The sequence below is a fragment of the Halomonas koreensis genome (assembly GCF_031451675.1).
Classification (GTDB): domain Bacteria; phylum Pseudomonadota; class Gammaproteobacteria; order Pseudomonadales; family Halomonadaceae; genus Halomonas; species Halomonas koreensis.
Genome location: NZ_JARWAK010000004.1, coordinates 206,401 through 219,105, shown reverse-complemented (window position 1 = coordinate 219,105; position 12,705 = coordinate 206,401). Strand labels below are relative to the sequence as shown.

Below are 12,705 nucleotides of genomic sequence, written 5' to 3'. Positions count from 1 at the left end.
CGGCGCGGGGCCGGAGCCGAGGGGCGTTCGCTTGCCGGTGAAATCGGCTTTCGCGCATACTGCCGGACGGACACGGGCATGCCGTCCGGCATGCGGCCACGATAAAGAACAGCAAGGAGCCGCCCTCGCCATGGAGCGTCGCAACTTCCTCAAGACCCTGGGCGCCGGTACCGCCGGCGTCGCCGCCGCCCCCTTCGTCAACACCGCCAGCGCGCAGGAGACCGTCACCTGGAACATGGTGACCTCCTGGCCCAAGAACTTCCCCGCCCTGGGCACCGGGGCAAACGACCTCGCCGCGCGCATCGAGCGCATGTCCGGCGGGCGCATGCGGGTACGGGTCCACGGCGCCGGCGAGATGGTGCCGGCCCTGGAGGTTTTCGACGCCGTCTCGGCCGGGACCGCCGAGATGGGCCATTCGGCCTCCTACTACTGGCGAGGCAAGGTCGCCGCGGCCCAGTTCTTCACCGCCGTGCCCTTCGGCATGACCACCACCGAGACCAACGCCTGGCTCTATCATGGCGGCGGCCAGGAACTCTGGGACGAGCTCTATGCCGAGCACAACCTCAAGCCCTTCGCGGTGGGCAACACCGGCACCCAGATGGCCGGCTGGTTCAAGCAGGAAATCGCCTCGCTCGAGGACATGCAGGGGCTCAAGCTGCGCCTGCCGGGGCTGGCCGGCGAGGCCATGAACGGCATCGGCGTGACCACCCTGACCATCCCCGGCAGCGAGATCTTCACCGCCATGCAGACCGGCGTGCTCGATGCCGCGGACTGGGTCGGGCCCTACAACGACCTGGCCTTCGGCCTGCATCAGGTCGCCGACTACTACTACACCTCGGCCTGGAACGAGCCCAGTGCCATCCTCGAGGGCACCGTCAACCTGGACGCCTGGAACGCCCTGCCCGAGGACCTTCAGGCCGTGGTGACCGAGGCGACCCGGGCCGCCAACCTGGCGATGATCAGCGAATACGCCTATCGCAACGCCGAGGCCCTGAAGACCCTGGTCGAGGAGCACGGCGTGAAGCTGCGGAGCTTCCCCGAGGACGTCATGGCGGCGCTCCACGAGTCCTCGCGCCGAGTCATCCGGGAGCAGGTGGAGCGCGACGAGGCCTCGCGGCGGATCTTTGATGCCTATCGGGACTTCCAGCGGACGGTGCGCCCCTTCACCGACGTCGGCGAGGCCGCCTACCTGAAGGCGCGGGACGGCCTGGTCGGCTGATCCCGGGCGGCCGGGGGCGCCGGTCGGGCGCCCATGCCCTCGCCGCGCTCAGGCGCTCAGGCGCTCAGGCGCTCTGGCGCACGGCGCGAATGCGGCCGTTGTCGTCCAGGGCGACGGTCACGAAGCGTGCCTCGGTGACCTTGTGAAGCTCGTCGGGGTCGCGCTCGTGGGGGGCGCGGCTCCACACCTCGACGTCGATCTTGATCGAGCTGTGGCCGATCTCGCGGACGTCGGTGAAGATGTTGACCATCGAGCCCACCCGCACCGGGCACAGGAAGTCCATGGCCTCGATGGCCACGGTGGCGGTGCGCCCCCGCGCCTCGCGGCCGGCGGCGAGCTCGGCGGCCTGGTCCATGTGGCCGACCAGCCAGCCGGCGGGAATGTCGCCATGGAAGTTGGTGTCCTGGCGGCTGGCGACCAGCTTGAGGGTCAGCTGGCCACGGGGCGCCGGGATATCGTCGAGTTCGCTCATGGGGCTGCCTGGCTTGTTGTTGTGCGGGAGGTCTCGGAGGCCGAAAATGGGCTCGAATCGGTGAGTTATCATAAACGCCAAGGGCCCGGCGGCTCCACCCTTGTGGCCTCACGCCGCGCCCCCAACGTCCGCTGCGGGAGGAGAGATGATGGCGGCCATGCGCCGAGGATGGCTGATCGGCCTGATGTTGCTGCTGGTCGCCCCGGGCGCCGCACCGGCCCTGGCCGACCACGGCGTGGGCACCCTGGACACCGTCGGCTCCGACACCATGGCGGGGCTGATGCTGCGCTGGGGCGAGCGGCTCGGCCGCGAGCATCCCGGGCTCAGGGTTCAGCTCCAGGCCAGCGGCTCGGCCAGTGCCCCGCCGGCGCTGACCGCGGGCACGACCCTGGTGGGCCCCATGTCGCGGCCGATGACCGAGGCGGAGCGCGCGGCCTTCGTCGCGCGCTACGGCTATCCGCCCCGGGACATCGTGGTGGCGCGGGATGCCCTGGTGGTGGTGGCGCATCGCCACAACCCGCTGTCCGCCCTGTCCCGCGCCGAGCTCGATGCGATCTTCTCCGAGAGCCGTCGCTGCGGGGCGCCCCGCGGCATCCGTCGCTGGCAGGCCCTGGCGCTGGCGCGACCGAGCGGACGCATCGCCCTGCACGGACGCAATGCCGTGTCCGGCACCCACGGCCTGTTCCGGCGCGAGGCCCTGTGCGGCGGCAGCTTCCGCCCCGAGGTCAACGAGCATCCGGGGTCGGCGGCCGTGGTGGCGGCGGTCGCCGACGATCCCCGGGCGCTGGGCTACGCCGGCCTCAATCACCTGACGCCGGGCGTGAAGGCCCTGGCGCTGCGCGACGCCGAGGGGCGCCTCCGGCGGCCCGAGCCGGCGGCGGTGCGACGCGGGGCGTATCCGCTGGCCCGGGACCTTCACCTCTACGTCAATCGGCCGCCGGACGGGGACCTGCCCGCCGCCGAGCGGGCCTTCCTGTCGCTGGTGCTGTCCGCGGAGGGGCAGGCCATCGTCGAGGAACTGGGCTTCGTCTCGCTGCCGGCCGAGGCCCTGGCGGCGCAGCGTCGACGCCTCGGCCTGCCGTCGGCCGGTGATTGAGCCTGTCACGCCGCTGTCATGACAATGTCGTACTTTTCCGCTAACCCATGCCACCTTCAGGACCGCCATGCGCGACGCCGCCCCCGACATGCCCCTGAGACGCCGCCTGCGGCAGGGCCGTGACCGCCTGGCCACGGCTCTGATCACCGCCGGCGGCATCGGGGTGATCGCCGCGGTGATGGCGATCGGCGTCTTCCTGGCGGTGGAGGTGCTGCCGCTGTTCTGGGGCGGTGGCCCGGGCGGCCCCGAGGTCGATCTCGAGACCCTGTGGCTGCCCCAGTCGTATCCCGGGCTCGAGGCGCCGGCCCATCGCTGGCAGCCGACCCTGCCGGACAGCGATCCTGGGCCGCGCTTCGGCATGGCGCCGCTGGCCTGGGGGACCCTGGAGGCCGCGGCCTGGTCGCTGCTGATCGCCGTGCCGCTGGCGCTGGGGGCGGCCGCCCACTCGGCGCTGTTCATGTCGCGGCGCCTGCGGACCCGCCTGAAGCCCACCCTGGAGCTGATGGAGGCGCTGCCCGGCGTGGTCATCGGCTTCGTCGCCGGCCTGGTGCTGGCCCCCTGGCTGGAGCGCCAGCTGGCCCTCGCGGCGACCCTGGTGCTGCTGTTGCCCCCGGGCCTGCTGTTGGCCGGCGGCCTGCGGGGGGCCCTGCCCGGCGGCCTGCGCCGCCGGCTGCCGCTGGGCTGGGCGGCGCTGTGGCTGCTGCCCTGGGTGGGGCTGGTCGCGGTCCTGGCGGCCTGGCTGGCCCCGTCGCTGGAGGCCGCCTGGTTCGGCGGCGACCTGCGCGGCTGGATCGAGACCACCCTCGGCCTCGACTATGCCGGCCGCAACGCCGTCATCGTCGGCATGGCCATGGGCTTCGCGGTCATGCCCAGCATCTATGCGCTCGCCGAGGATGCCCTGTCCGGCGTGCCCGCCAGCCTGGCCGAGGGCGCCCAGGCGCTGGGGGCGACCCGCTGGCAGACCCTGTGGCGGGTGGTCCTGCCGGCGGCCAGTCCCGGGGTGCTCTCGGCGGTGATGATCGGTGCCGGTCGGGCCGTGGGCGAGACCATGATCGTGCTGATGGCCAGCGGCAACACCGCCCTGATGACCGCCAACCCCCTCGACGGCCTGCGTTCCCTGGCCGCCAGCATCGCCATCGAGCTGCCCGAGGCCGCGCCCGGAGGCCTGCACTATCGGCTGCTGCTGCTGGCCGCCTTGTTGCTGTTCGTCTTCACCTTCCTGGTCAACACCCTGGCCGAGGTGGTCCGGAGCCGCCTGAGGCGTCGCTATCGGCGCCTGGGAGGGGCCCCGTGAGCCGCTGGTGGCGCGGTCGCGGTCGGCTGCCCCGCGGCGAAGGGCCCTGGGCCTGGCTGGCCGCCGGCAGCGTGGCGCTGTCGGTGCTGCTGCTGGTGCTGCTGTTGGGGCTGCTGGCGGTGCGGGGCCTGGGGCATTTCTGGCCCGCCGACGTCGACCGGGTGACCCTGTCGGACGGCCGCGTGCTGGCCGGTCGCGCGGTGAAGGAGGCCCCCCTGCCGGGAGACGCGGGGCGCGAGCGCCTGTACCGCACCGACAATCGCGACCTGGACGGCGCCCTCTGGGACTGGGTGCCGGTGGACGCCATCGAGCGGGTCGACCATCCCGACGACCTGGTGGTGCTGGAGCGTCGCCGCTGGGGGGCCTTCGTCGGCCGGCTGGTGGCCTGGCTTCCCGAGGAGGGCGAGCGCCTCGAGGGCGAGGCCGCCTGGTCGGCCCTGCGGGCGCGGCTGGCCCGGCTCGAGCGGCAGCGCGAGGCGATCGACCGGCTGCGCGAACAGACCCTGCTGCCGCTGGTTCGCCGGCTCGAGCACGATGCGGCCGGCTCGACGGCGGCGCTGGAGGCGGTGCGGGCGCGGCTGCGGGCCCTGCGCGCCGAGATGGCCGGCGACCGTCTGCTCCTCGAGAGCGTCGATGGCCGGCGCCTGATCCAGCCCGTCGAGGCGGTGCTGCGCGCCGCCCGTCCCAACGCCATGGGCGTCGGGGGCAAGCTCGTCGCCTGGGCCGAGGGCGTCTGGCGCTTCCTCTCCGAGGGGCCGAGGGCGGCCAACACCGCCGGCGGCGTCTGGCCGGCGATCTTCGGCACCATCCTGCTGGTGATGCTGATGTCGCTGCTGGTCACCCCCTTCGGGGTCCTGGCGGCGGTCTATCTCAACGAGGTGGCCCACCAGGGGCGCCTGACCCGGCTGGTGCGCATCGGCGTGCGCAACCTGGCCGGCGTGCCCTCCATCGTCTACGGCGTCTTCGGCCTGGGGGTCTTCGTCTACGGCCTCGGCGGGCGCCTGGACGCCTGGTTCTTCGAGGACGCCCTGCCCTCGCCGACCTTCGGCACCGGGGGCCTGCTGTGGGCCTCGCTGACCCTGGCGCTGCTGACCCTGCCGGTAGTGATCGTGGCCACCGAGGAGGGCCTGGCGCGGATCCCCGACCGCCAGCGGGAGGGGGCCCTGGCCCTGGGCGCGACCCGGCTGGAGATGCTGACCCGGGTGGTGCTGCCCATGGCCACGCCGGCGATGCTGACCGGCGTGATCCTGGCGGTGGCCCGAGCGGCGGGGGAAGTGGCGCCGCTGATGCTGGTGGGCGTGGCCAAGCTGGCGCCCCAGGTCCCGGTGGACGGCGACTTTCCCTTCCTGCATCTTGAAAGGAAATTCATGCACCTGGGCTACCATATCTTCGATGCGGCCTTCCACGGTGGCGATGTCCAGGCGGCGATGCCGCTGATCTATGCCACGGCATTGCTGCTGGTGCTGGTGATCCTGGTGCTTAACCTGACTGCAATATTTCTGCGTCATCATCTGAGATCGCGCCACGGCACCCTCTCGCAGCACTGAGACGCGGCCGTCGCGCCAACGGGGTATTCGATGTCGGTCAAGCGGGACCCGGCCCCCTCGCGGGGAGCCTTCGTCGATTTCGCGCCCGAGGCCACCAGTCTGGAGGTCTCGGGGTTCGGCTTGTGGTATGGCGATACCGCGGCCCTGCGCGACCTGACCCTGCGGGTGCCACGGCATCGGGTCACGGCCTTCATCGGGCCCTCGGGCTGCGGCAAGTCGACCCTGCTGCGGGCCCTCAACCGGCTGCACGACCTCAACGAGGAAGTGCGCCGGGAAGGCTCGATCCGCCTGGAGGGCCAGGACATCCATGCGCCGGAGGTGGCGGTGGCGGAGCTGCGACGCCGGGTGGGCATGGTCTTCCAGGCGCCCAATCCCTTCCCGATGTCGATCTATGACAACGTTGCCTTCGGGCTGCGCCTGCAGGGCGGGCTGCGCAAGCGGCGCATCGACGACATCGTGGAGTGGGCGCTGCGCTCGGCGGCCCTGTGGGACGAGGTCAGGGATCGGTTGCAGGCCTCGGCCTGGTCGCTGTCCGGCGGCCAGCAGCAGCGCCTGGTGATCGCCCGGACCCTGGCGGTGGGCCCCGAGGTGCTGCTGCTCGACGAGCCCGCCTCGGCCCTGGACCCGATCTCGACCCTGAAGGTCGAGGAGCTGATCCGCAACCTCAAGTCGAGCCTGACCCTGGTGCTGGTCACCCACAACATGCAGCAGGCGGCGCGGGTCTCGGACTACACCGCCTTCCTGCAGGACGGCGAGCTGGTGGAATACGCCCCCACCGACACCCTGTTCACCAATCCGCGCCTGAGGCGCACCGAGAACTACATCACCGGACGCATGGCCTGACGCCCTGCTCCCTCAGGAGAGTCTCATGGAGATCACCAGCGATATCCACAGCCAGCATATCTCGCGGCAGTTCAATCATGAGCTCGAGGAGCTCAAGACCCACCTGATGGCCATGGGCGGCCTGGTCGAGAAGCAGGTCCAGGACGCCGTCCGGGCGCTGCTCGACGGCGACTCCGGCCTGGCCCAGCGGGTGGTCGAGAACGATCGTGCGGTCAACGACATGCAGATCAAGATCGACGACGAGTGCACCCGGGTGCTGGCGCGCCGCCAGCCCGCGGCCTCCGACCTGCGCCTGGTGCTGGCGGTGATCCGCGCCGCCTCCGACCTGGAGCGCATCGGCGACGAGGCCAGCAAGATCGCCCGCAACGCCCTGGAACTGGTGGAAAGCCAGAACGGCAGCCGCGGCTTCGTCGAGGTGCGCATCATCAGCGAGCACGTGCGCAAGATGGTCCGCGACGCCCTGACCTCCTTCGCCCGCTTCGACACCGAGCTGGCGCTGAGCGTGGTCCAGGAGGACGATCAGGTCGACAACGAGTACAAGACCGCCATGCGCTCGCTGATGACCTTCATGATGGAGGACGCCCGGGCCATCTCGCCGGTGCTCGGCATCATGTGGATCCTGCGCGCCCTGGAGCGGATCGGCGACCACGCCAACAACCTGGCCGAGTATGTCGTCTACCTGGTCAAGGGGCTCGACATCCGCCACCAGGATCCGGATGATCTCGGCGACGAGGTGCTCGGCGAGAGCTGATGCCGGCCTGCCGACACCGCCCATGAGCCGGCCGTCGCCCCTGGCGACGGCCGGCGTCGTCGTGACGGAGGAAAGAGAGACCCATGCTGGATGCCTTCACGGCGCTGACTCGGGGGACCCGTCTGGTCTTCACGCCCGGCCTGCGCCGCTATGTGTTCCTGCCGATCCTGGCCAACCTGGTGGTCTACGCGGCCATGCTCGCCTATGTGCTGGGCCACTTCGGCGGCTGGCTGGACGGCTGGATGGCCATGGTGCCGGGCTGGCTCGACTGGCTGTCGTGGCTGATCTGGCCGCTGTTCCTGGTCAGCCTGGTGCTGATCGTGTTCTTCAGCTTCACTTTGGTGACCCATCTGATCGCCGCGCCCTTCTACGGCTTCCTCGCCGAGCAGGTGGAACGCCGGGTGACCGGCCAGCCGCCGCTGGACGACCGCGGCTTCCTGCGCACGGGGGTCGACGCCCTGGGCCGCGAGCTGGTCAAGCTGGCCTACATCCTGCCGCGCATGGCGGCACTGTTCGTGATCAGCTGGATCCCGGTGATCAACCTGATCGCCCCGCTGCTCTGGGCGCTGTTCTCGGCCTGGACGATGGCGATCACCTACCTCGACTACCCCATGGACAACAACAAGGTGCCCTTCGCCGAGATGCGCCGGCGCCTCGCCGCCCGCCGCTGGGCGACGCTGAGCTACGGCGGCTGGGTGACCCTGATCACCTGGCTGCCGCTGGCCAACCTCTTCCTGTTGCCCGGGGCCGTGGCCGCGGCGGTGCTGATGTGGGATCGGCACTATCGCGACCTGGTGCCCGGCGCCGCCGCCAAGACCCCTTGACCCACTCGCGCAGCCGATCGCTCGGTCCATCGGGGCCCGCCTGCTCCCTTTCGGGAACAGGCGCGTGCGCCCTGCGATCCCCCGGGGGCTTGCGTCGCCGAGGGGGATCGCTCCGGGGGCCGTCGCGTCGAGCACCATGTGCCGCGGGACGGGCGATGGGCTAGCTCGAGATGGCGGTTGTGTCAGACCGCTCCCGAGTCGTGGCCTGACGAACTAGCAGGGTGGCGATCAAGGCGGCTCCGCCGAGCACTTGCATCTCCTCCGCGAAGGCATGCGCTTGGTCCTCCGGGCCGCCGAGCATCACCGGGCCGAGGAAGAGTCCGGCGACCGCGACGCCCAGGGTGCCCCCGATTTTCTGTGTGGTGCTGATCAGGCCCGAGGCCATGCCGGCCCGGTGCGACGGCAGGCTTGCGAGGACGAAGTTCAGCAAGGGGGGCATGGTCAGCCCCTGGCCGATGCCAAGCACCACCAGCGCGGGCACCAGGGGCCAGGCATCATGGGGAGCTGCATGCGCGACCGCTGTCGACAGCAGGAGAAATCCTCCGGCATAGAGCGTTCCGCCCCCGATCAGGATCGACTCCCCCAGGCGCCGTCGCAGTCGAGGCGCCAGCAGCGAGGCGCCCACGAACCCCAGGCTGGCCGGCGAGAGGGTGAGGCCGGCCGCGAATGCCGAGAGGCCGAGCCCCGCCTGAACCAGAATGGCGAAGGAGAGAAACAGGGCCGTCGCGGAAGCATAGACGATCAACACCACGGCCAGCCCGAGGCGCAGCCGAGCGTGATGGAAGATGCCGGGATCGATCAACGGCGCCCCGCCGGCGCGGGCAAGTCGCCGTTCGTGCACCAGCAGCAGGGCGAGCAGCGCCAGCCCGGCGGTGAGGCTGACGACTGTCCAGGAGGGCCAGTGGCGCTCTGGCCCCTCCAGCAGGGCAGCGAAAAGCCCCCACAGCCCGAGGGTGCCGAGCAGGGCGCCAGGCACATCGAAGCTCCGCACGGAGTGTTCCGCCGCACGAGGCAGACGCGAGGTTCCCAGCAGGATCAACAGGCCCAGTGGAAGATTGATCAGGAAGATGGCCCGCCAGCCTAGTCCGAGCACATCGGCATGAATCAGCAGGCCGCCCAGCACCTGGCCGGCGATGGCGGCGAGGCCCAGGGTCATGCCCAGTCTGGCAAAGAGACGATGGCGAGACTCCGCCTCGCCGACCCGGCGAAGGAAAGCGTAGATCTGCGGGAAGAACAGCGCCGCCGTGACCCCCTGCAATAGCCTGCCGAGGATGAGCCATTCCATCCTCGGCGCTGCGCCGCACCACAGCGAAGTCGCGATGAAGGCGGCGATACCGAGCCGGAACAGTCGTCGGCTCCCGAAGGCGTCGCCTAGCCGTCCGGCCAACAGCAGGCAGCCGCCGAAGCCAAGCTCATAGGCCACGATGACCAGGCCGGCCCGGCCGAAGTCGGCTTGGAAGGTCGCACGGATGCTCGGCAGGGCGATATTGACGACGAAGGTGTCGAAGATGGTGAGAAAGGCTCCGAGCAACAGGGCGGTCAGGCCGAACCCGGGAAGATCGGCGGAGTGTAGCGCGCCGTGACGCATCATGACGTTCTCCTTGTGGACGGGGAGCGGTCATTATGTGCACTCCATTAGCCTGTTACTATATAGCCGCTTATCATATTACTCAGAGTCATCCCATGCCCCAGTCGCGCCTGCGTCGCACCCGCCAAGAGCTCTCGGCCTTCCTGCGCCATGCCCGTGATCGCCTGAAGCCGGAAGAGGTCGGGTTGCCGAGAGGACATCGCCGTCGTGCCCCGGGGCTTCGACGCGAGGAAGTCGCCGCCCTCGCCGGCGTCGGCGTGAGCTGGTACACCTGGCTCGAACAGGGGCGTGCGATTCGCCCCTCGCCATCTCTCCTCGAGCGCCTCGCCGAGGTGCTGCGACTGGCTCCTCGAGAGCGCCAGCACCTGTTTCATCTGGCGGGCCTGGAGGGGCCTCCGCCCGCCGCTTGCGAAGAAGTGCAGGCGGTCGGGGACATGGCTCGACGTCTCGTCGAGGACCTCGGGCGACGCCCCGCCTTCGTCCTCGATGCGCGTTGGGACGTGCTGCTCTGGAATCGGGCCGCGGCGCGCCTATATGCGTTCGCCGGCCGACCCAACCTGATTCGACTGCTGTTCACCGACCGGGGGTTGCGGGATCGCCTGGAGGAGTGGGAGGTCCAGGTTGCAGGGATGCTGGGCAGCTTCCAGCGAGACTTCGCCCGGGACGCGGAGAACGATCCGGCGATGCGCACTCTCGTCGATGAATTGCGCCACGAATCGGCGGCGTTTCGCTGTTGCTGGGAGCGGTATCGGGTCGCTGCCGAATGCCGGGGACGTCGCCGGTATCGGCTCGAAGGCCTCGGCAGCGTGTCCTTCGACCATATGACGCTGGTGCTGGACGAGCGCCGCCGTCAGCGGCTGGTGGTGTATGAGGCAGACACCTCGGAGGCGGCGGGACGTGCCTTCGAGGCCGAGATCGCGGAGTTCGGGAGCTAGGCAGAGACGCCGTGCGGGCAGGTGGGGGCGAGCCGCCCACCTGCCGACGGACGAAGCAGGGGCAGCGGCAAGCGGTGCCCTACCGAACCGCCTCAGGCCGGCAGGGCCGGAGGCATCGCCACCGGCGCCGCCTCGGCGTCGGCCGCCGACGCCGAGATCCGGAGGCGCCCGATCAGGGCGCTCATGTCGCCGGCCTGGTCGTCCAGCGAGCGGCTGCTGGTGGCCACCTGCTCCACCAGGGCGGCGTTCTGCTGGGTGACCTCCTCCAGCCGGGCCATGGCCCGGTGGATCTGCTCGATACCCCCGGACTGTTCGGCGGCGGCCGCCGAGATCTCGCTCACCAGGGCATCCAGGTCGCGCACCTGCCCGGCGATGGTCGCCAGGGAGCCGCCGGTGGCCTTGACCAGGGCCTCGCCGTCGCCGACATGGGCCACGCTGTCGTCGATCAGGCGGCGGATCTGCTGCGCCTCCTCGGCGCTGCGGCTGGCCAGCTGGCGCACCTCTCCGGCCACCACGGCGAAGCCCCGACCCTGCTCGCCGGCGCGGGCCGCCTCCACCGAGGCGTTCAGAGCCAGCAGGTTGGTCTGGAAGGCGATCTCGTCGATGGTGCCGACGATGCCGTTGACCCGCCGGCTGGCCGCATGGATGCGCTGCATGGCCTCGCCGGCGCGCTCGGCGACGCGACTCGCCTGTTGGGATTCCTCGGCGACCCGGTCGGTCATCTGCTCGGCCTGGCGGGCCGATTCGGCGGTCTGGTGAACCGTGGCGGTGATCTGTTGCATGCTGGAGGCGGTTTCCACCAGCGAGGCCGACTGCTCCTCGGTGCGCCGGGCCAGGTCCTGGTTGCCCTGGGCGATCTCGCCGCTGGCGGTCTCCACCGAGCGGGCGCCGCGGCGAATGCTGCCCACCAGCTGTTCGCTCTCGTCCGAGGCCTGGTTGAAGGCGTCGTACAGCGCCGAGAGCTCGTCGCTGCCAGGTACGCTCAGGCGCTGGGTCAGGTCGTTGCCGCGTCCGCGGATGATCGCCAGGTTGCCGGCCAGCGGCCCGAGGATGCTGCGCACGATCAGGCTCGACAGCCCCAGCGCCAGCACCGCGGCCAGGGCCGCGATCGCCAGGTATCGCCAGAAGTCGCCTCGCGCCGCGTCGCGAAGGGTCAGGGCGCGGGTCCGGATGGTCGTCGCCGTGGCGTCCTCCACCGCCTTGAGCCGCTCGAGCTTGCGCGTCTGCCGGTCGAACCATTGCCCGGCGTCGACCCCATAGTCGCCGGCGACGCCCGCGGACAGGGCGCGCTCGCGCAGCGCCTCGACCCGCGCGATCTCCGGTCCGCTCAGGGCCGCGTCGAGCCGTTCGCGAAGGGCCTCGCCGGCCAGGCCGCGAAAGCCCTGCAGGAAGGCCGCCTCGCGCCCCTGCAGCGACAGCAGGCGCCGATAGCGCGCCCCCGACATGGCATCGGCGGCGAAGGCATTGGCCAGCAGGGCACGCTCGATGCCGGCCAGGTCCTTGGCCTGGAGCAGGCCGGCGTAGGCGCCCAGCACGCGGGTGATGTCCGCGGCCTCCGCGGCGTGGGCGAGGCGCTCCACCATGGCCATCAGCGCCTGATTCATGGCGGTGTAGCGGGCCACGGCCGACCCGGTGTCGGCCGTCAGCGCGTCCACGTCCCGGCGTAGCTCGGGCAGCTCGGCCAGCTGGCGGCGCACCCGGGTGGCGGCCTCGCGCAGCGCCGGCGTGAGGCGCTGTGCCCCCAGCTCGGCCAGGGCCTCCTCGAAGGCGTCGCGGCGTGCCGTGCTTTCCGGGCGCTGAGCCTCGAGCCGTTCGCCGAAGCGACGCCCCTCGCTGCCCAGGTAGCCGGCGGTCATGCCGCGCTCGAGCTGCAGGGCATGAATCAGGTCGCCGGCGCGGCCCGACAGGGCGGTCAGCTGGACGAGGTCGTCCATGTTGTCCGCCAGTCGCTGGCGCTCCAGGGCGCCGCTGGTGGCGAACCAGGCCAGGGCCAGCAGGGGCAGGGCGAGCACCAGCCAGAACTTGCGGGTGACGGGCAGGCGGTGGAGGAAGCGGGACATGGCAGCGGCTCCGGGGGAAGGCAAGGGGCTATCCGGTCTTTCGTCCCCGCCGCCCGGGGCTTGACCCTCCGGCCGG

Annotated in this window: 11 protein-coding genes; 8 read left to right on the top strand and 3 right to left on the bottom strand. The window is 71.1% G+C overall.

Annotated features, from left to right (window positions below; all coding sequences use genetic code 11):
• The first annotated feature begins 130 nt into the window (after positions 1-130).
• Positions 131-1,219: a TRAP transporter substrate-binding protein gene (locus QC818_RS06920; protein ID WP_309652112.1), complete on the top strand. Its 1,089-nt coding sequence runs from the start codon at positions 131-133 to the stop codon at positions 1,217-1,219.
• A gap of 64 nt (positions 1,220-1,283) precedes the next feature.
• On the opposite strand, the gene QC818_RS06915 is transcribed toward QC818_RS06920, so the two are convergent.
• Positions 1,284-1,691 carry an acyl-CoA thioesterase gene (locus QC818_RS06915; protein WP_309652111.1) on the bottom strand — a complete coding sequence of 136 codons (408 nt, stop codon included), beginning with the start codon at positions 1,689-1,691 and terminating at the stop codon, positions 1,284-1,286.
• A gap of 157 nt (positions 1,692-1,848) precedes the next feature.
• Here QC818_RS06915 and QC818_RS06910 point away from each other — a divergent pair, with 157 nt between their 5' ends.
• From QC818_RS06910 to cysZ, 6 genes are all read left to right on the top strand, one after another.
• A complete protein-coding gene (locus QC818_RS06910; protein WP_374710058.1) occupies positions 1,849-2,787 on the top strand; it encodes a PstS family phosphate ABC transporter substrate-binding protein in 939 nt (312 codons plus the stop codon).
• 67 nt (positions 2,788-2,854) lie between these two features.
• Positions 2,855-4,081 (top strand): ABC transporter permease subunit, encoded by a 1,227-nt coding sequence (locus QC818_RS06905; RefSeq protein WP_309652109.1) that lies wholly within the window; start codon positions 2,855-2,857, stop codon positions 4,079-4,081.
• Positions 4,078-5,628: a phosphate ABC transporter permease PstA gene (pstA, locus tag QC818_RS06900; RefSeq protein ID WP_309652108.1), complete on the top strand. Its 1,551-nt coding sequence runs from the start codon at positions 4,078-4,080 to the stop codon at positions 5,626-5,628. Before QC818_RS06905 ends, pstA begins: the two co-directional genes overlap by 4 nt.
• A 30-nt stretch (positions 5,629-5,658) precedes the next feature.
• A complete protein-coding gene (pstB, locus tag QC818_RS06895; RefSeq protein WP_309652107.1) occupies positions 5,659-6,471 on the top strand; it encodes a phosphate ABC transporter ATP-binding protein PstB in 813 nt (270 codons plus the stop codon).
• 25 nt (positions 6,472-6,496) lie between these two features.
• A complete protein-coding gene (phoU, locus tag QC818_RS06890; protein ID WP_309652106.1) occupies positions 6,497-7,222 on the top strand; it encodes a phosphate signaling complex protein PhoU in 726 nt (241 codons plus the stop codon).
• Positions 7,223-7,305: 83 nt separating this feature from the next.
• Positions 7,306-8,046, top strand: coding sequence for a sulfate transporter CysZ (cysZ, locus tag QC818_RS06885; RefSeq protein WP_309652105.1), 741 nt, complete (start codon positions 7,306-7,308; stop codon positions 8,044-8,046).
• 160 nt (positions 8,047-8,206) lie between these two features.
• On the opposite strand, the gene QC818_RS06880 is transcribed toward cysZ, so the two are convergent.
• Positions 8,207-9,637 (bottom strand): MFS transporter, encoded by a 1,431-nt coding sequence (locus QC818_RS06880; RefSeq protein ID WP_309652104.1) that lies wholly within the window; start codon positions 9,635-9,637, stop codon positions 8,207-8,209.
• A gap of 92 nt (positions 9,638-9,729) precedes the next feature.
• Between QC818_RS06880 and QC818_RS06875 the strand changes: the two genes are divergently transcribed.
• Positions 9,730-10,569, top strand: coding sequence for a helix-turn-helix transcriptional regulator (locus QC818_RS06875; RefSeq protein ID WP_309652103.1), 840 nt, complete (start codon positions 9,730-9,732; stop codon positions 10,567-10,569).
• A 92-nt stretch (positions 10,570-10,661) separates the two neighbouring features.
• On the opposite strand, the gene QC818_RS06870 is transcribed toward QC818_RS06875, so the two are convergent.
• Entirely contained in the window at positions 10,662-12,629 is a 1,968-nt protein-coding gene (locus QC818_RS06870) for a methyl-accepting chemotaxis protein (RefSeq protein ID WP_309652102.1), read from the bottom strand.
• Positions 12,630-12,705: the final 76 nt, after the last annotated feature.